This window comes from Trinickia sp. EG282A (genome assembly GCF_040965455.1).
GTDB lineage: Bacteria > Pseudomonadota > Gammaproteobacteria > Burkholderiales > Burkholderiaceae > Trinickia > Trinickia symbiotica.
The window spans coordinates 1,566,908-1,584,829 of the sequence record NZ_JBFRCC010000001.1; the positions used below are offsets into that span (position 1 = coordinate 1,566,908).

At 59.9% G+C, this 17,922-nt stretch carries 15 protein-coding genes, 1 tRNA gene and 1 pseudogene; 9 read left to right on the forward strand and 8 right to left on the reverse strand.

All coding sequences use genetic code 11. From position 1 onward, the window contains the following. Positions 1 to 261: 261 nt before the first annotated feature. From tig to AB4Y31_RS07200, 6 genes are all read left to right on the forward strand, one after another. Positions 262 to 1,608, forward strand: coding sequence for a trigger factor (gene tig / locus AB4Y31_RS07175; protein ID WP_368673286.1), 1,347 nt, complete (start codon positions 262 to 264; stop codon positions 1,606 to 1,608). Between the two features lie 167 nt (positions 1,609 to 1,775). Continuing rightward, positions 1,776 to 2,429 (forward strand): ATP-dependent Clp endopeptidase proteolytic subunit ClpP, encoded by a 654-nt coding sequence (gene clpP / locus AB4Y31_RS07180; RefSeq protein WP_018443460.1) that lies wholly within the window; start codon positions 1,776 to 1,778, stop codon positions 2,427 to 2,429. Positions 2,430 to 2,634: 205 nt separating this feature from the next. Then, positions 2,635 to 3,906, forward strand: a complete 1,272-nt coding sequence (clpX, locus tag AB4Y31_RS07185) for an ATP-dependent Clp protease ATP-binding subunit ClpX (RefSeq protein ID WP_018443459.1) — start codon at positions 2,635 to 2,637, stop codon at positions 3,904 to 3,906. 189 nt (positions 3,907 to 4,095) lie between these two features. Continuing rightward, positions 4,096 to 6,513: an endopeptidase La gene (lon, locus tag AB4Y31_RS07190; RefSeq protein ID WP_026230188.1), complete on the forward strand. Its 2,418-nt coding sequence runs from the start codon at positions 4,096 to 4,098 to the stop codon at positions 6,511 to 6,513. A 287-nt stretch (positions 6,514 to 6,800) separates the two neighbouring features. Then, entirely contained in the window at positions 6,801 to 7,073 is a 273-nt protein-coding gene (locus AB4Y31_RS07195) for an HU family DNA-binding protein (protein ID WP_018443457.1), read from the forward strand. Positions 7,074 to 7,174: 101 nt separating this feature from the next. Next, positions 7,175 to 7,250: transfer RNA gene (locus tag AB4Y31_RS07200), tRNA-Val, on the forward strand. Between the two features lie 136 nt (positions 7,251 to 7,386). Here the strand turns inward: AB4Y31_RS07200 and AB4Y31_RS07205 are convergent. The 7 genes and pseudogenes from AB4Y31_RS07205 to AB4Y31_RS07235 all read right to left on the reverse strand — a co-directional run bounded on the left by AB4Y31_RS07205 (position 7,387) and on the right by AB4Y31_RS07235 (position 13,156). Further along, complete coding sequence (locus tag AB4Y31_RS07205; RefSeq protein ID WP_368673287.1) at positions 7,387 to 7,860, reverse strand: aldehyde dehydrogenase family protein; 474 nt, start codon at positions 7,858 to 7,860, stop codon at positions 7,387 to 7,389. Between the two features lie 115 nt (positions 7,861 to 7,975). Continuing rightward, positions 7,976 to 8,749 (reverse strand): annotated as a pseudogene (locus AB4Y31_RS07210) (aldehyde dehydrogenase family protein); the annotation flags it as partial. Between the two features lie 59 nt (positions 8,750 to 8,808). Then, positions 8,809 to 9,111 carry a putative quinol monooxygenase gene (locus AB4Y31_RS07215; RefSeq protein WP_368673288.1) on the reverse strand — a complete coding sequence of 101 codons (303 nt, stop codon included), beginning with the start codon at positions 9,109 to 9,111 and terminating at the stop codon, positions 8,809 to 8,811. A gap of 17 nt (positions 9,112 to 9,128) precedes the next feature. Continuing rightward, a complete protein-coding gene (locus AB4Y31_RS07220) occupies positions 9,129 to 10,184 on the reverse strand; it encodes an Ldh family oxidoreductase (protein ID WP_368673470.1) in 1,056 nt (351 codons plus the stop codon). 32 nt (positions 10,185 to 10,216) lie between these two features. Beyond that, a complete protein-coding gene (locus AB4Y31_RS07225; RefSeq protein ID WP_368673289.1) occupies positions 10,217 to 10,636 on the reverse strand; it encodes a cupin domain-containing protein in 420 nt (139 codons plus the stop codon). An 89-nt stretch (positions 10,637 to 10,725) separates the two neighbouring features. Beyond that, positions 10,726 to 12,045 carry an MFS transporter gene (locus tag AB4Y31_RS07230; RefSeq protein ID WP_368673290.1) on the reverse strand — a complete coding sequence of 440 codons (1,320 nt, stop codon included), beginning with the start codon at positions 12,043 to 12,045 and terminating at the stop codon, positions 10,726 to 10,728. A 103-nt stretch (positions 12,046 to 12,148) separates the two neighbouring features. Next, positions 12,149 to 13,156 (reverse strand): FCD domain-containing protein, encoded by a 1,008-nt coding sequence (locus tag AB4Y31_RS07235; protein ID WP_368673291.1) that lies wholly within the window; start codon positions 13,154 to 13,156, stop codon positions 12,149 to 12,151. Between the two features lie 194 nt (positions 13,157 to 13,350). Between AB4Y31_RS07235 and AB4Y31_RS07240 the strand changes: the two genes are divergently transcribed. Together AB4Y31_RS07240 and AB4Y31_RS07245 are read left to right on the forward strand one after the other, a co-directional pair. Then, entirely contained in the window at positions 13,351 to 14,421 is a 1,071-nt protein-coding gene (locus AB4Y31_RS07240) for a lactonase family protein (RefSeq protein WP_368673292.1), read from the forward strand. 224 nt (positions 14,422 to 14,645) lie between these two features. Continuing rightward, entirely contained in the window at positions 14,646 to 15,611 is a 966-nt protein-coding gene (locus AB4Y31_RS07245) for an ABC transporter substrate-binding protein (protein ID WP_368673471.1), read from the forward strand. Positions 15,612 to 15,695: 84 nt separating this feature from the next. On the opposite strand, the gene AB4Y31_RS07250 is transcribed toward AB4Y31_RS07245, so the two are convergent. Continuing rightward, a complete protein-coding gene (locus AB4Y31_RS07250; RefSeq protein WP_368673293.1) occupies positions 15,696 to 16,607 on the reverse strand; it encodes a LysR substrate-binding domain-containing protein in 912 nt (303 codons plus the stop codon). Between the two features lie 122 nt (positions 16,608 to 16,729). Between AB4Y31_RS07250 and AB4Y31_RS07255 the strand changes: the two genes are divergently transcribed. Continuing rightward, positions 16,730 to 17,917 carry an acyl-CoA dehydrogenase gene (locus AB4Y31_RS07255; RefSeq protein WP_368673294.1) on the forward strand — a complete coding sequence of 396 codons (1,188 nt, stop codon included), beginning with the start codon at positions 16,730 to 16,732 and terminating at the stop codon, positions 17,915 to 17,917. The last annotated feature ends 5 nt before the right edge of the window (positions 17,918 to 17,922 follow it).

Below are 17,922 nucleotides of genomic sequence, written 5' to 3' on the forward strand. Positions count from 1 at the left end.
ATAACCGATTCTTCCGATCCGAACCGTGCTCCTCGAGAGCGCCGACTCCGGTCGATATTGCCAAGAACAACGTCAAGGCAAGCGCCACGCAATGCCAACGAGGAAGCGAAAGGATGGTGATCAAGCACCGTTTTTTCGCGTCCGTTCGTGCGGCTGGCTCGACTGGGGAAAAGGTGCGCTCGCGATACCCGATGGTGTCGACGAGCAGTGGACACGGGGAAGGTTACTGACACGCTTGAACAATTTAGGACGATTGAAGCCATGGCTAACGTTGTTGAAAACCTCGGCAAGCTTGAACGCCGCGTGACGATTTCCCTGCCGAAGGAGGCGGTGCAAAAGGAGATCGAGTCTCGGATCCGCCAGATCGCCAAGAACGTGCGCATGCCAGGCTTCCGTCCGGGCAAGGTGCCGCTCAAGATGGTGACGCAGCAGTACGCGGGGCAGGTCGAGGCCGAGGTGCTCTCCGACAAGGTCGGCAAGCAGTTCTTCGACATCAGCCGCGCCGAGAACCTGCGCGTTGCCGGACAGCCGAGCTTCAGCCCGAAAGAGGATAGCGATACGGACAGTTACGCGTTCGACGCGACGTTCGAGGTCTATCCCGAAGTGAAGATCGGCGAGCTGTCGACGGCGGAAATCGAGCGCTCGGTCACGTCGATTTCGGAAGCCGAAGTCGATCGCACACTCGAGATCCTGCGCAAGCAGCGCGTGCACTATCACGCGCGCGGCGAAGCGGGCGAGCATGGCGACGGTGGCGCGGATGCGGCGGCGCAAAGCGGCGATCGCGTTACCATCGACTTCGTCGGCAAGATCGACGGTGAGGCGTTCCAGGGCGGCACGGCCGAGGATTTCGTGTTCGTGCTCGGCGAAGGACGCATGCTGCCCGAATTCGAACAGGCCGCGACCGGCCTGAAGGCCGGCGAAACGCGCGAGTTCGATCTCCAGTTCCCGGACGACTATCACGGCAAGGAAGTCGCGGGCAAGACGGCGCAGTTCACGGTCACGATGAAGAAAGTCGAGTGGCCCCATCTGCCCGAAATCGACGGCGAATTCGCGAAGTCGCTCGGCATCGCCGATGGCGACCTCACGAAGATGCGCGCCGAAATCAAGGAAAACCTCGAGCGTGAGGCGAAGCGCCGCACGCAGTCGATCGTCAAAAACCAGGTGATGGATGCGCTCCTGAAGCTCGCCGAGCTCGACGTGCCGAACGCGCTCATCGAACAGGATCAACAGCGCCTCGTCGAAATGGCGCGCCAGGATCTCGTGCAGCGTGGCGTGCCGAACGCGGCCGATGCCCCGATCCCGGCCGAAATGTTCAAGGAGCAAGCCGAGCGCCGCGTGAAGCTGGGCCTCGTGCTGGCCGAGCTCGTCAAGGCGAACAACCTCGAGGCGAAGCCCGAGCAGATCCGCGCCGAGGTCGAGGAATTCGCGAAAAGCTACGAAGACCCGAAGGAAGTGATCCGCTGGTATTATTCGAACAAGCAGCGCCTGGCCGAAATGGAAGCCTACGTCGTCGAAAGCAACGTCGTCGAGTTCGTGCTCGGCAAGGCGAAAGTGACGGATAAGGAAGTCAGCTTCGAAGCACTGGCGAGCGCCTCGGCGCAAGCGTAAGGCATCGCCGCGAACGGCGTGCTGGCTGTCGGGGCGACGGCCGCACGCCGTTTTTTCTCGCAAAAGGCATCCCGGGGCCGGGTAGTTTTGGCGCCGGGTTCTCGAGGCAAGACACCGGTGCGCTGCCGTCGGCATTCAAGACACATTCCAAGAGAAGGACTCATCGCATGACCTTTCGCGCTCAATTGCTCGACACGTTGGCCTCACAAGCGCCGCGGGATCTTGAAACCCAAGCGTTGGGGCTCGTGCCGATCGTCGTCGAAACGAGCGGCCGGGGCGAGCGTTCGTACGACATCTATTCGCGCCTGCTCAAGGAGCGCGTCGTCTTCATGGTCGGCGAAGTCAACGATCAGACGGCAAACCTCGTCGTTGCGCAGCTGCTGTTCCTCGAGAGCGAAAATCCCGACAAAGACATCAGCCTCTACATCAACAGCCCAGGGGGCTCCGTCTCGGCGGGGATGGCGATTTACGACACAATGCAGTTCATCAAGCCGGACGTCTCGACGCTGTGCATGGGGCTTGCGGCGAGCATGGGGGCGTTCCTGCTCGCGTCCGGGGCAAAAGGCAAGCGGTTTGCGTTGCCCAACGCGCGCGTGATGATTCACCAACCGCTTGGCGGCGCGCGCGGCCAGGCGTCGGACATCGAAATCCAGGCACGCGAAATTCTTTATCTGAAGGAACGGCTCAACCAGTTGCTCTCGCACCACACCGGGCAACCCGTCGAGCGCATCGCGCGCGACACCGACCGTGACAACTTCATGTCTGGCGAGGACGCCCAAGCATATGGCCTGATCGACCAGGTCTTGCAAAAGCGCCCGTAAGATGCCCTAAGCGCCGCGGCGAGCCGAATTCTTTCATACCTCGGTATGGTTGCCGGCTCAAGCGGTGTTATAAATGGTCGATAATAGTTTCAGGCGCGGGCAGCGGAGGCGCCAGACAAGTTCGGCGAACTTGTTCCGTCCCCAATGGGGGCGGTGGCGTGCCCTGCCTGCGTAGTGATTCGAGTGTCCGGAGGCTCGTATATCCATGGCGGACAAGAAGGGTTCGAACAGCGAAAAGCTGTTGTATTGCTCGTTTTGCGGTAAAAGCCAGCATGAGGTGAAGAAACTGATTGCCGGCCCGTCGGTGTTCATCTGCGATGAGTGCATCGACCTGTGCAACGAGATCATTCGCGACGAAGCCGCGGGAGCAGGCACGGACGCTGGCTTGTCGAAGTCCGACTTGCCGAGCCCGCAGGAAATTCGTGAGATTCTCGATCAATATGTGATCGGCCAGGAGCGAGCGAAGAAGATTCTCGCCGTGGCGGTTTACAACCATTACAAGCGGCTCAAGCACCTTGACAAAAAGGACGACATCGAGCTGTCGAAAAGCAATATTCTGCTAATCGGACCGACCGGTTCGGGCAAGACATTGCTCGCGCAGACTCTTGCGCGGCTGCTGAACGTGCCGTTCGTGATCGCGGACGCAACGACGCTGACCGAAGCCGGTTACGTCGGCGAGGACGTCGAGAACATCATTCAGAAGCTGCTGCAGAACTGCAACTACGAAGTCGAGAAGGCGCAGCGCGGCATCGTCTACATCGACGAAATCGACAAGATCAGCCGTAAATCGGATAACCCGTCGATCACACGTGACGTTTCCGGCGAAGGCGTGCAGCAGGCGTTGCTGAAGCTTGTCGAGGGCACGATGGCGTCGGTGCCGCCGCAGGGTGGCCGCAAGCATCCGAACCAGGACTTCATCCAGGTGGACACGACGAACATTCTGTTCGTCTGCGGCGGCGCGTTCGACGGCCTCGAAAAGGTCATCACGGACCGGACCGAAAAAACAGGGATCGGTTTCGGCGCGACGGTCAAGAGCAAACAGGAGCGCGACGCGGGCGAGGTGCTGCGCGAGGTCGAACCCGAGGATTTGATCAAATTCGGGCTGATTCCCGAACTGATCGGCCGTCTGCCGGTCGTGGCGACGCTCGGCAAGCTCGACGAAGCAGCGCTCATGAAGATTCTCGTCGAGCCGAAGAACGCCCTCGTCAAGCAGTACCACAAGCTGTTCGCGATGGAGCGCGTCGAGCTCGAAATCCGGCCCGCGGCGCTACAGGCCGTGGCGCGCAAGGCCATCCGGCGCAAAACGGGCGCGCGCGGCCTTCGCTCGATTTTGGAACAGGCGCTCCTCGACGTGATGTATGAATTGCCGGCCATGAAAGGGGTCAGCAAAGTAATAATCGACGACAACGTCATCGATGGCGACGGCAAACCGTTGCTGATCTATGAAGAAGCGCCGAAAGTGGCGGGTTCGAATTGATCGAGCAGCCGAGAAGGCTTTTGGAGAAGCCGTTCATGGCCGACGTGAACGGCTTTTTTCGTTTATCTTGTGGGTGATGCTGACTACCGCGACACGTGCACTGAACTTTTTCCCACACGCGAAGGCTTGCATTCCGTATAGCGGGCCTCAACTACTGAACGTTACGAAACCATTCTTGGGGAAATGAAAATGTCAGGAACCCAGCTCCTTCCTTCCGAGCGCACCACGCTCCCACTGCTGCCGTTGCGGGATGTGGTCGTGTTCCCGCACATGGTCATCCCGCTGTTCGTGGGGCGGCCGAAATCCATCAAGGCGCTCGAGGTGGCGATGGAGGGCGGCAAGCACATCATGCTTGTCGCGCAAAAGACCGCGGCGAAAGATGAGCCGACCGAAAAGGACATGTATGAAGTGGGATGTATCGCGAACATCCTGCAAATGCTGAAGTTGCCCGACGGCACCGTGAAAGTGCTCGTCGAGGGGCTGCAGCGTGCGAAGACGTTGACGATCGAAGAGCAGGAAACGCAGTTTTCGTGCGAAGTCATGCCGCTCGAGCCCGATCATGCCGATAGCGCCGAAACCGAGGCGTTGCGCCGTGCGATCGTCTCGCAGTTCGATCAGTACGTGAAGCTCAACAAGAAGATTCCGCCTGAAATCCTCACGTCGCTGGCGGGCATTGACGAAGCCGGTCGCCTGGCCGACACGATCGCCGCGCACCTGCCGCTGAAGCTCGACCAGAAACAGCACATCCTCGAGATGTTCCCTGTCATCGAGCGGCTCGAGCATCTGCTCGCGCAACTCGAGGCGGAAATCGACATTCTGCAGGTCGAAAAGCGTATCCGTGGTCGCGTGAAGCGGCAAATGGAGAAGAGCCAGCGCGAGTACTACCTGAACGAGCAGGTCAAGGCGATTCAGAAGGAGCTCGGCGAGGGCGAGGAAGGCGCGGACCTCGAGGAGCTCGAAAAGCGGATCGAAGCGGCGCGCATGCCGAAGGAGGCCAAGAAGAAGGCCGACGCCGAGTTGAAGAAGCTCAAGCTGATGTCGCCGATGTCGGCCGAAGCAACGGTCGTGCGCAACTACATCGACACGCTGATCGGCTTGCCGTGGCGCAAGAAGAGCAAGGTCAACAACGACCTCTCGAACGCCGAGCGTGTGCTCGACGAGGATCATTTCGGCCTCGAAAAGGTGAAGGAACGGATCCTCGAGTATCTTGCGGTGCAACAACGCGTCGACAAGGTCAAGGCGCCGATTCTCTGTCTCGTCGGGCCTCCTGGAGTCGGTAAGACTTCGCTCGGTCAGTCGATCGCTCGTGCGACGAACCGCAAGTTCGTGCGCATGGCGCTCGGCGGCGTGCGCGACGAAGCCGAGATCCGCGGTCACCGCCGGACCTACATCGGTTCGATGCCGGGCAAGATTCTGCAGAGCCTCACGAAAGTCGGCGTGCGCAATCCGCTTTTCCTGCTCGACGAAGTCGACAAGATGGGCATGGATTTCCGCGGCGATCCGTCGTCGGCGTTGCTCGAAGTGCTCGACCCCGAGCAGAACCATACGTTCGCCGATCACTACGTCGAAGTGGATTTCGATCTCTCGGACGTGATGTTCGTCGCGACGTCGAACTCGCTGAACATTCCGCCTCCGCTGCTCGACCGGATGGAAGTGATTCGCCTCTCGGGCTACACCGAGGACGAGAAGGTCAGCATCGCGCAGCGCTACTTGCTGCCCAAGCAAAAGCGCAACAACGGCCTGAAGGACGGCGAAATCGAGGTCAGCGAGCAGGCGATTCGCGACATCATTCGCTACTACACGCGCGAAGCCGGCGTGCGTTCGCTCGAGCGCGAAGTATCGAAGATCTGCCGCAAGGTCGTGAAGATGCTGCTGCTGAAGAAGGCGGAAGGCGCGGTCAAGGTCGATGGCGAGAACCTCGACACGTTCCTTGGCGTGCGCAAGTACGACTTCGGCCTCGCGGCCAAGCAGAACCAGATCGGACAGGTCACGGGTCTGGCGTGGACGGAAGTCGGCGGCGATCTGCTGACGATCGAGGCGGCCGTGATGCCGGGCAAGGGCAACGTCATTCGCACGGGTTCGCTGGGCGACGTGATGAAGGAGTCCGTCGAGGCGGCGCGGTCCGTGGTGCGCTCGCGTTCGCGGCGACTCGGCATCAAGGATGAGGCGTTCGACAAGCAGGACATCCACATCCACGTGCCAGAGGGCGCGACGCCGAAAGACGGTCCTTCCGCGGGTATCGCGATGACGACGGCGCTCGTGTCGGTCCTCACGGGCATTCCCGTGCGGGCGGACGTGGCGATGACGGGCGAGATCACGCTGCGTGGCGAAGTCCTGCCAATCGGCGGCCTCAAGGAGAAGTTGCTGGCGGCGCACCGTGGCGGTATCAAGCTCGTGCTGATCCCGGAAGAGAACGTCAAGGACTTGACCGAGATCCCTGACAACGTCAAGAACTCGATCGAGATCGTGCCGGTGCGTTGGATCGACAGGGTGCTCGAGCTCGCACTCGAGCGCGTGCCCGAGGCACTCCCCGAGGAGGAGCCGAAGCCGGCCGCGCCCGTCGCCGATGCGACCAAGGAGACGGCTACCGAGTTCGTGAAGCACTGACGATCGATCGGAACGGATCGCTTCGGCGGTCCCGATCCGCTGGCGCGCCGTGCCGCATTCGCGCGGCGTGGCCAAGAGCCCATAGGGTCTTTGCCCTGTGGGCTTTTTTGCGTGTGCATGCGGTGATCTCGTCAGGGATACCTCGATTCGGGTCATCCCGGTGCAACCCCGGTTGACATGGGCGTTTCGTCTGCATCTAATGAGCAAGCTCAGCTTTGCGTGCCGAACGCTGCGCGCATCGCAAGGGCATTCACCACGATTGCAACATTCACGCTCGGGGGTTTTGGATGAACAAGTCGGAACTGATCGATCACATCGCGGAGCAGGCGGATTTATCGAAGGCAGCGGCAGGGCGTGCGCTCGATGCGTTGATCGCAGGGGTCAAGAACACGTTGAAAAAGGGCGATTCGGTCACGCTCGTCGGGTTCGGCACGTTTGCGGTGGGTAAGCGGACGGCCCGCACCGGGCGCAATCCGCGCACGGGCGCTGCGATCAAGATCGGTGCGGCGAAAGTTCCGAAGTTCAGGCCTGGCAAAGCGCTGAAAGATGCGCTAAACTAGCGGGCTCGCTGATTGAGTAGATAAGCCGTTCAGCGAGAAATCCGCAAGCTGCGGCGTCGAGCTAGCTCGAATGAGCGAGCAATGTGTCACGCAGCGCGAACGGGTGCTTAGCTCAGTTGGTAGAGCGGCGCCCTTACAAGGCGTAGGTCGGGAGTTCGAGCCTCTCAGCACCCACCATTTCCGTTCGCGATTTGCTTCAGGCAGTTCCATCGTGTTCTGTTGCAGTACCCCGAAACCCGCACTGCTATTGGCTCTGCGGGTTTTTTGTTTTCGGTCGAAGGTACGAAGGCGTTCGCGGTCTCGCCTGAATGAATTAGGTTCGACGAGCCGCCCAATAGGTTCGTGTATTGGTAAATTCTCGAATCCCGGCCGTTGCAAGTTCGCGGCCATATCCAGATTTCTTGGTGCCGCCGAATGGAACGCGCGCGTCGGACGCCGTCATCGCATTGATGAAGGTTGCACCCGTCGTGACGCGCTTGGCAATGTTGAGCGCCCGATCCATGGACGAGGACCAAATGCTGATGGACAGACCAAATTGTGTGGCGTTTGCGAGTCGAATGGCGTCTTCGTCGTTCTTCGCAACGGCGATTGCAGCGACGGGCCCGAAGGTTTCCTCGTCGAACGCTGCGATACCCGGGCGGGTGTTGCCAAGTACGGTCGGCGCATAGAAATAGCCGGGACCATCGATAGTGGCGCCTCCGGTGAGCAGCGTAGCGCCGGCCTCGAGTGATCGCTTGACCTGGCTTTCCAGGGCGTCGCGCAAGTCGGCACGGGCCAGGGGCCCCATCTGCGTTCCTTGTGCAATTCGCGAAAAAGGCGCAAGCGCTTGTGGTCGGCGATCCCTTTGAACATATGAAGCGCTTCGCGCAAACGCAGCTTTGGCCCGCGTTGTTGAAGCGAGCCTTCACGGCGGCTGCTACCGCATTCGAAATGTCCGCATCATCGAGCACGACGAATGCATCTGATCCGCCGAGCTCGAGTACCGACTTCTTCGATGCGCGCCCGGCGGCACTACCGACGGCTGCTCCCGCCCGGTTCGAGCCGGTGAGCGTCACTGCAGCGATGCGATCGTCGTCGATGAGCGTGTTGATCACTGCCGGGACTTCTGGTTCCGCGACAACCAACGTCGTTACCAGATGCGACGGGAAGCCGGCGTCGACAAATAGCTGCTCCAGCGCAAGAGCGCACCCCGTGACATTAGGCGAATGCTTGAGAACGACGCCATTGCCAGCGGTCAGCGACGGAATCGCAAAGCGCATCACCTGCCAGACGGGAAAGTTCCATGGCATCACGGCCAAGACCAACCCAATGGGTTCGTAGCTGATCCAGGCATCGACGCCATTGATGTCGACCTTCTCGTCCGCAAGAATCCGTTCTGCGTTATCGGCGTAGTAGAGCGCAGTTACTGCAGATTTTTCCACCTCTCCTGCGGCCTCTGCGGTGATTTTGCCCATCTCCGTCGTGATGAGCTTGCTTAGCACCGGGCTTTTGCGGCGGAGTTCGTCTGCGAGTCGTCGGATCGCCGCGACTCGCAGGTCGAGCGGTGTCTTTCCCCAAGACAGCGCCGCGCTATGGCCGGCGGCGACCGCTCGCTCGATCTGCTCGGGAGACCAACCGCGGTAGCTTTGTAGAACCGAACCATCGATTGGGTTCAGCGTGGTGATGGTTGATGTCATGACGTTTTCCTGTTGGATCGGCGCGAGCGGGGGGCTTCCGGCTGCTCGCGGCAGGGCGATCAAGCGTGATGGAAGAGCTGAGTGCAAAGCGTATTGACTTGGCTGCCTTTGACGACGCAGCGGTCTGCTGCCTCTCGCCACTTCGCGAAGTGGGGAGCGGCCCGGTGAGCCTCGATTGCCGCCTCGTCGTCGTACAGCTCGTAGAACATGAAGTGCAGCGGATCCTTCATGTCCCGCGTGACGTCGAAATACCTGCAGCCAGGTTCGTCGGAAAACGTGCGCGCGGCGTTTTCGTTGATGGCGGACAGAAATTCTTCCAAGTGTTCGGGATAGACCTTCAAAGAAACAATAAGCGCAATCATTTTGAAGTATGAGTTGGTTAGGCGTATGCGGGTTGGGGAAGGGGAACGTTGGTTTCTTTGGCCAGCTTGGCCATGCTCTGCCAAGTGTTGTCGGCCAGCGCGATGCCAGACTCGCTTAGCTGTTTGCGGTTGTGGTCTTCCAGTTCACCAGGGAAGAAGATTTCTTCGATGCCGTGCGCTTTTGGCACTCGCTTGATCTCGTCGATCAAGGTTTCCATCCGTTGCTCGAATTCGGCCAGCGGCATCATCGATTTAATGTCGATCGTGATCAGAAGGTGGCCGCAGCCGCTGTGCCTTGTGGCGTCATACGGCCCGACCACCTTGGAGCCGAACTGGCTTCCCGTGAGCACGCCGGCAAGCACATCCATCATGAAAGAAATGACGTAGCCTTTGTGGCCCGCCATAGGGAGGATCAAGCCATGAATTGCCTTGGCGGCATCCGTGGTCGGCACTCCGTTTTCGTCGGCTGCCCAGTTGTCGGGGATGGCGGCTCCGCGCTCTGCGGCCAGATAGACTTTGCCGCGCGCGACTGCGGTGTTCGCAATGTCCATTACCGCCACACCGCGCCGACCGCCTGGCGCGGCAATCGACCACGGATTCGTGCCAACGGTTTTGTCTCGGCCGCCCCAAGGCGCCATGGCGGGACTCGCATTGGTGGCCAAAAATGCGATGCAGCCGGCTTTGGCTGCCTCTCGCGTGAAATAAGCCGCTGTTCCGAAGTGATTCGAGTTGCGCACGCCGACGGCGCTGACGCCGAATTGACGCGCACGATCGATCCCCTGCGCGACTGCCTTCGCGGTCAGAACCTGTCCTATCCCGTGGCGCCCGTCGAGCACTGAAACGGCACCGGCCTCGAGTACATGCCCCGGTTCAGTGACAGCGGTCATGACGCCGCTGCGCAAGCGATCGACGTACCAGGGCAAACGCAGCATCCCGTGCGACGAATGCCCCCATAGCTCCGCGGTCACGAGGCTATCGGCGAGCAGATGTGCGTCGTTTTCCGGAACGCCCAAGTGCTTCAAAGTAGCCGTACCGAACTGCGTCAGTTCCTCCGCGTGTACGGTGAATGGCATGAAAAATCTCCCAGCAATATTGACTGATTTGTTTACCGTTTGCCGTGTTCCGCGACGACCGGATTGGTTTGGCCGGACGCAGTCAACGTACGCGTCGCCTCGAGGGTGGCGTATATCCATAGGATTTTCATCGGCTGCGTTTTCGAAAGATTGCGGAACCGATGGTTGACGTTGGGCGGGATGAACGTGACGTCGTGGGGCTTCAGTGGGTACGCCAGTCCGTCGATATCGAGCATCGCTTCGCCTTCCATCAGCACAACGCTTTCTTGACAGTTGTGGCTATGAAAGGGAATCTCCACACCGGGGTCGAACGACGTATAACCCGTGATGAAGCTGGTGGAACCCAGTTCTCGTGAAATCAGCGGCGTGGTCCTGGCGCCTCCGCCACGCTCGTGCGTAGGCAGCGACTCTGGCTTCAGAAGGGCTGCGCCCGAGGGAGTCTTCACAGACATATTTGTTCTCCAATCAAAAAGAAAAAGTGGCTACGCTCGTCGTAGACATGCGCTGAGTCGTTGCGCCTGATGCTGGCGGGAGCGCGCCATCAGGCCGCCACTTCCGCTTGCGAGCGTTTTTGGTCTCGTGTCATCGGCGATCGCGTCATGGTGAGCACGACGATTGCACCCACGAGCAGCAGCAAGCCGGCGATGCCGAACGCCCAGTTGTAGCTGCCGGTGGCGTGAATGACATAGCCGGTCGCGATGGGAGCGATCATGCCAAACACATTTCCACCGACGACAAGGAATGCCATGGCTTTCGCAATGTCGCGCGAGTTCGGGAGCAGGTCGTTGAGGAGGGCAAAGTTGAGTGACGTCGTGGACGCGATGCCCGCAAGCGTGATCGAAAACACCAGTAGCAACCAAGGAAGGTCGGAGATGAACGGAACGGCGAGAATCGTCGCGCCCGTAATCATTGCAAGCGCGACCGCGTTGCGGCGGCGGCCGGTCCCGACTCCGCTCGTCTTGAGATACCGGTCGCTCAGGCGGCCGACGATAATGCAAAGGACGACGGACGCTGCATAGGGAACGGCGGCGAGCACCCCGGTATGGGCAATCGTAATATGCCGGGTCGTCTGCAGGTAGCTAGGCAGCCAGGTCAGGAAGAGATACTGCGTGTAGACGTTGCAGCCCTGTGTGATAGCCAAGCCCCAGATCGTGGGCGAGCGCATGAGAGCCAAGAGCCCGCCGGATTCAGTCGCTTGATGATCGATGCCCGCGGGTTTGGCATCGCGCTCGCGGAGAATCTTTTCGCGTTCGTCGGTACTAAGCCACCGCACCCGCTCCGGCGTATTGAAGAACAGCAGCCACGCAGCCAACCATACAAAGCCGATCGCGCCGGCAACCACGAACGAGATGCGCCAGCCGAAGAGTGCAACAAGTGAACCGAGCATGACCGAGCAAATAGCGGGTCCGGCATACGATCCGCTGTTGAACATCGCGTTGACCACCCCGCGTTCGCTGGCCGGGATCCATTGACGGATCACTTTCGCCCCGACTGGATTGCTACTCGACTCGCCAGCGCCCATGACCAGGCGCGCAAGCATCAAGCCGGCAAAGCTCGACGCTGCGCCAGTCAACGCCGTAGCGGCGGACCACACCGCAATGCCCAGACCAGCCATCTTCTTTGTGCCGAACCGATCGGTCAGAAAGCCCATCGGGAGGAGAAACAGCGTGTAGGTCCAGACGAACGACGAAAACAGATAGCCCATGCCAATGGACGTCAGATGAAACTCCTGCGCGATGGGTTTGGCCGCAATGGAGAGCGCGATCCGGTCCATGTAGTTGATCATCGATAGACAGAAGAGAAAGAGGGCTATCCAGCCGCGACGAAACGACATCCGTGTCTCCGTATTTGCCAACCCCATCCAGTAGACGGACCAGGCTTGAATTAAGCGTTTTGTAAACACAAAACGCAGTTTGGGTTAAAAAAATGCGGCCGCTCTGGCCACGATCGAAAAAACGCCACGCCTATGGCCGTGGCGTAAAGACTTCTTGGGCGTGAACCTTGGCGCGCCGCGCGCCTTCTATGTGCTGGCGCAGCAGCGTGGCAGCGCGGAGCAGGTCGTGCGCAGCGATCGCATCAAGGATGGTCAAATGCTCGATCGCCTGCTCCTGTCGCGGTTTGCGCGCCCTGGCCTGTCGATACTCCACGAGGCGCCTAAGACGGTCCATCCGACGGACCGACTGCGCGATGAAACGGTTGCCGGACCATTTTGCGATCGTCTCGTGAAACTCGCTGTTTGCTTCGAAAAGCTCCACGGAGTTCATCGACAGATACCCGCTCCCCGCAATGAATTGCTGCCTGCGCCGCAAGGCTTCCAGCTCAGCGGGGTTCGCGTTGAAAGTCGGTGACATGATGCCGGTCGGCTCGACCGCTGCGCGAAAAAGATAGCTTTCCTCGTAGGCTTCGACCGAGTCGATCATCGGCATAAATTGCCAGCCGTGGCCGACTTGGCGTTCGATCCACCCTTCTTCCTGCATGCGCGAGAGAACGCGACGCAGCTCGCTTCGAGATACATCGTAATGCCGCATCAAATCAGCCTCGGACACCACATCGGATAGCTGGTGCGCGAGCCGGTCGTCGGCAATTTTCAGATAGAGCGGGTCGTCGGGCTCCTTGAAGAACTGCTCAGCGATTTCCGATACGTCTCGCGCGCGCTTGGCCATGAAGAATCCGCGGTTGGCGTCGTAATACACCACCCCGAGCGCGGCCAAGTAATGCAGTGCCACGTTGACCGGTGTGCGGGACGTACCGATTTTCTCGGCCAGGAGCGATTCGGCCAGGCGGTTGCCTATACCGAGGTCCTCCCGGCGCGCCAACGCAAGGATCTCCCGCGTCACGCGGGTTTGCAGCGGGGTGAGAGCGGGTGCGTCGACGAAGGTGCCCATGTCCGGTACGTGTGCGTGCAGCAAATCGCCATTCACGACCGCCAGATTCGGCGGTGCCACTGAAAAGTCAGCATGTGATTGTGCCATTGCTTGCTTCCTTCGATGACGGCCCGCCACGCCGCAGTTGGGGTAACTACCGAGCGGGACTTCGTTTGCGTATTGCTTTTTGTGATCATAGAATGCACGCAACGGAAACGCAAGGCGCTCGTCGTCGATCAGGAGGAAACCCGTAATGGCAAGCGTTCTTTTCAACCCATGCGCCAGCGTGTAAGGCGGCACCCATGCTTGTGACCTACGCATATGTCGGATGTCGAACGACGCGAGCGCGGAACGCTCGGGGCAAAGGCATCAGCGTGTACCGGATCGATTCGACCACGGGACGTTGGGAACCGATCGAAGTCTGCCCGGCCATGGATAACCCTTCCTTTCTCGCATTGAACGCGCAACAGGACAGGCTTTATGCAGTCCACGGCGATGGCAGCGATGTGAGCAGCTATTGCATCGATCACGCAACTGGGCGGCTGGAGATGCTGAACACGCAATCGTGCGCGGGCATGAATCCCGTCCATCTCGCGTTGTCGCGCGACCGTGCATCGCTCGTGGTATCCAACTACGCGACCGGTGCGGTTGCTCGAATGCCCTTGGGCGCCGATGGGGAATTGCTGCCCGTTGCTTCCATGGTGAATTTATCGGGCCTGCCGGGGCCGCACCGGACGGAACAATCGAGCTCGCACCCGCATCAGATTTCACGGTACGCGACGGTCCGCTACAACTCCAACTGGCACATCGTCCCCGACAAGGGCCTGGATACCGTATTCGCCGTGCAGTGGAAGGAAAACGGCGAACCGATGCTTATGGCACATCGTTGTCGCGAGGGTTCGGGCCCGCGCCACGCCGCATTTCACCCCATGTCGCCAATCGTTTACGTGGCCAACGAACTGGACTCCACGGTGACGACTTGGAGGTTCGATGTCTTCACAGGCGAATTGGAGCCGTTGGACACCGTATCGACTATTCCACGCAGCATGCATGGACCTACAAGTGCCGCGGGAATCGCGATCGATCCGACCGGCCGACATCTCTATGTTTCGAATCGAGGACATGACTCGGTCGTCACTTTTACGCTGGATGGGGCGAGCGGATTTCCTAAAGAGCCACGTTGGACGGACACGCAGGGAGAGTTCCCGCGCTTCATCTGTCTCAGCCCTTGCGGAGACCATCTCTATGCTGCGAACGAGCGATCGGACACGATCGTTCAGTTCCTGCGCGACAAAGTCGCAGGCAACCTGACGCCAACCGGTCGCACGATTCATACAGGCAGTCCCGTATGCATCGTCTTCAAAAACAATTAGCGCCATTTCGCGCCGCGAATTTCCAGTATTGGAGACCGGCGTGCCAGTTCGGAGCCCAGTGTACGCAGGCGCAGGGAGTGGTTTCCGCTAGTGTCGTCGTCGGCCGCCATGCGATGACGAGCGTAATTGGCCGGCTGCATTTTTGCGGCTCGCTGTCGTAGTCAACAAAATAGGAGACGCAGTCGATGAAGTCCTCAGTTCGTTGTATCGCAACTGCAGTACTTATGCTAAGTGCATGTTCGGTGGTGGATGCCGGCGCTGCCGAAAAAATCACCATCATCGTCGGCGGGATCAACAAGCTGATTTACCTGCCGCCCAAACTCGCGGAAAACTTGGGCTATTTCAAGGACGAGGGCCTCGACGTTGAATTGCAGTCGCAGCAAGCGGGCGTCGATGCCGAGAACGAACTTCTTGCTGGAGCGGCGCAGGCCGTAGTCGGTTTCTATGATCACGCCATTGATCTGCAAACGAAAGGGAAGGACGTAGAGAGTATCGTCATATTCGGACTCGTGCCGGGCAGCGTGGAAATGGTCCGGACCGACGAGGCGCAGCGGATTAAGACCATGGGCGATATCAGAGGCAAAACGCTGGGTGTAACGGCGCTCGGTTCATCGTCCACGTTCCTCGGCCAGTACCTCGCGTCCAACTATGGGTTGAAGACAAACGAATATTCGATGCTGCCCGTGGGCGCGGGCAACAGTTTAATGGCGGCGATCAAGCAAAAGCGGGTCGACGTTGCATGGACGACAGAGCCGACCACTTCGCTCTTGCGCGCTAGCGGGGACGCCAAGCCACTGGTCGACCTCAGCACCATCGAGGGCACCAAGGCTGCGCTGGGCGGACTCTACCCGGCGTCGAGCCTTTACGTGACGCGCGATTGGGCGCAAGCACATCAGGACGACGCGCGGAAATTGGCGAGGGCGTTCGTTAAGACGCTGCAGTACATTCGCAGTCATTCCGCTGAAGATATCGCAGCGAAGATGCCTGCGGATTACTACGGCGGCAACAAGGCACTCTACGTTCAGGCTTTGAAAGCGTCTCTGCCGATGTATTCACCGGATGGAAAGATGCCGCAGGGCGGCCCCGAGACAGTGTTGAAGGTCCTGAGCGGCTTCAATCCCAACATCAAAGGCAAACACATCGATCTTCCGAAGACCTTCACGAACGAGTTCGTCGACGAAGTCAAATAGCGGACGGCTTCACCGGAGGCAGAGCAGCTACCCGGAAACCTGCACCGCCATCGGCTCTGCAGGTTTTTTGCTGCCGCCGCGATATCACCCCAATCCCAACGGCTCCCGGTAGGTGCGCGCCTGTTCCTCGATCCACTCACGAAACGCGCCGAGCGGCGCGCTATCCGATTTCTGCTCCGGATAGATCAGGTAGTACGACCGGTCGCTCAAATAGTCATGCTGCGCAACGGGAATCAAAATGCCGCGCCTCAACTCGTCCTCGATCAAAAGACGTGGGATGAGGGCAATCCCGATGCCCTGAATGGCCGCTTCGGTCTGCATCGAAAAGAGCTCGAATCTCGGCCCCGACATATCGCCTTCCACTCGCATGCCGCGTGACGCGAACCAGTCGCGCCAAGCATACGGCCGCGTGCTCTGCTGCAGCAGGCGATAGCGGGACCAGTCGGAAGCCTTGAGTCTTTGCCGCGGTGCGATGAGGTCGGGACTGCAGACGGCGATCAAGCTCTCGCGCATAAGAAAGCAGCTTGCCGTGCCGGGCCATGTCGCGGGGCCGGCGTAAAGCGCGGCGTCGAAATCGGTGTCGCCGAACAGGAACGGGCGCGTGCGTGTGCTGAGATTGACGGTGATGTCCGGATGAGCCGCCATGAACATCGACATGCGCGGGAGCAGCCATTTCGTCGCAAACGTAGGTACGACCGCGACTTCGAGCGTGCCTCCCTTGCCGCCTCTGCCCATCAATTCCACCGTATCGCGTTCAACATCGTCGAGGCGGGAGGCCACCTTCCGACTGTAGGCAACACCGGCTTCGGTCAGCGCCACGCCGCGGCGATCCCGGCGAAACAACTTGAGGCCGAGGAAATCCTCCAAGGAAGCAATCTGCCTGCAGACAGCGCTTTGCGTCACCGCCAGCTCATCCGCAGCTTTCGTGAAGCTCTGGTGGCGTGCCGCCGCTTCGAACGCGGACAGTGCGAGGGTGGACGGAATCTTTCTACGCATGGTGCTGGAACTCTTGTCGGATGACCTGTGCAATTTTCGCACAGGTCGCTGACAACAAATCGTTTGCTCGAGCGGAATGCTGCCGATAGATTGATGGAACGATCAACAGTTCCGAGCCAGAAATGAGTCAACAGCACAAATCTTCGTCGTTTCAATGGGACGACCCGTTACTGCTGACGCAGCAGTTGAGCGAAGAAGAGCGCATGGTCGCGGAGTCGGCGCGATCCTATTGCCAGGAGCGTCTCGCGCCGCGCGTGCTCGAAGCGTTTCGCAATGAGCGAACAGACCCGGCCATTTTTCGAGAGATGGGCGAACTCGGGCTGCTCGGCGTGACGATACCGGAAGCGTACGGTGGCGCCGGTCTGAATTATGTCAGCTACGGTCTCGTGGCGCGCGAAGTGGAGCGCGTCGATTCGGGCTACCGCTCGATGATGAGCGTCCAGTCTTCGCTCGTCATGGTGCCCATCAATGCATTCGGCAGCGAAGCCGTCAAACAGAAATATCTGCCGAAGCTCGCCACGGGAGAATGGATCGGCTGCTTCGGTTTGACGGAGCCCAATCATGGCTCGGATCCCGGAAGCATGGTGACGCGAGCACGAAGGGTAGCAGGCGGTTACCAACTGACGGGCAACAAGATGTGGATCACGAACAGCCCGATCGCCGATGTCTTCGTCGTTTGGGCGAAGGACGACGAAGGTGCGATTCGCGGCTTCGTGCTCGAAAAAGGCTGGAAGGGACTGTCCGCGCCCGCGATTCATGGGAAGGTTGGATTGAGGGCATCGATTACGGGAGAGATCGTCATGGATGAGGTGTTCTGCCCGGAAGAGAATGCGTTCGCCGATGTGCGCGGCTTGAAGGGCCCCTTCACGTCTCTGAACAGCGCGCGTTACGGTATCGCCTGGGGTGCGCTCGGAGCGGCCGAAGATTGCTGGCACCGCGCGCGTCAATACGTGCTGGATCGGAAGCAATTCGGCAAGCCCCTCGCCGCGAACCAGTTGATCCAGAAGAAGCTCGCGGATATGCAAACGGAGATTGCGCTCGGTTTGCAGGGCTGCTTGCGGCTCGGCCGCATGAAGGACGAAGGGACGGCCTCAGTCGAGATCACATCCATCATGAAGCGCAACTCGTGCGGCAAGGCGCTCGACATCGCCCGCATGGCGCGCGATATGCTCGGCGGAAACGGCATCAGCGACGAGTTCGGCGTCGCTCGCCATCTCGTGAACCTCGAAGTCGTCAATACCTATGAAGGGACGCACGATATTCACGCGCTGATTCTCGGGCGCGCCATCACCGGCATCGCCGCTTTCTAACAGCA

Coding starts and splice junctions, on each gene's coding strand:
- tig (WP_368673286.1), top strand. CDS start 262: ATGGCTAACGTTGTTGAAAACCTCGGCAAGCTTGAACGCCGCGTGACG.
- clpP (WP_018443460.1), top strand. CDS start 1,776: ATGACCTTTCGCGCTCAATTGCTCGACACGTTGGCCTCACAAGCGCCG.
- clpX (WP_018443459.1), top strand. CDS start 2,635: ATGGCGGACAAGAAGGGTTCGAACAGCGAAAAGCTGTTGTATTGCTCG.
- lon (WP_026230188.1), top strand. CDS start 4,096: ATGTCAGGAACCCAGCTCCTTCCTTCCGAGCGCACCACGCTCCCACTG.
- AB4Y31_RS07195 (WP_018443457.1), top strand. CDS start 6,801: ATGAACAAGTCGGAACTGATCGATCACATCGCGGAGCAGGCGGATTTA.
- AB4Y31_RS07205 (WP_368673287.1), bottom strand. CDS start 7,860: ATGGGGCCCCTGGCCCGTGCCGACTTGCGCGACGCCCTGGAAAGCCAG.
- AB4Y31_RS07215 (WP_368673288.1), bottom strand. CDS start 9,111: ATGATTGCGCTTATTGTTTCTTTGAAGGTCTATCCCGAACACTTGGAA.
- AB4Y31_RS07220 (WP_368673470.1), bottom strand. CDS start 10,184: ATGCCATTCACCGTACACGCGGAGGAACTGACGCAGTTCGGTACGGCT.
- AB4Y31_RS07225 (WP_368673289.1), bottom strand. CDS start 10,636: ATGTCTGTGAAGACTCCCTCGGGCGCAGCCCTTCTGAAGCCAGAGTCG.
- AB4Y31_RS07230 (WP_368673290.1), bottom strand. CDS start 12,045: ATGGGGTTGGCAAATACGGAGACACGGATGTCGTTTCGTCGCGGCTGG.
- AB4Y31_RS07235 (WP_368673291.1), bottom strand. CDS start 13,156: ATGGCACAATCACATGCTGACTTTTCAGTGGCACCGCCGAATCTGGCG.
- AB4Y31_RS07240 (WP_368673292.1), top strand. CDS start 13,351: ATGCTTGTGACCTACGCATATGTCGGATGTCGAACGACGCGAGCGCGG.
- AB4Y31_RS07245 (WP_368673471.1), top strand. CDS start 14,646: ATGCTAAGTGCATGTTCGGTGGTGGATGCCGGCGCTGCCGAAAAAATC.
- AB4Y31_RS07250 (WP_368673293.1), bottom strand. CDS start 16,607: ATGCGTAGAAAGATTCCGTCCACCCTCGCACTGTCCGCGTTCGAAGCG.
- AB4Y31_RS07255 (WP_368673294.1), top strand. CDS start 16,730: ATGAGTCAACAGCACAAATCTTCGTCGTTTCAATGGGACGACCCGTTA.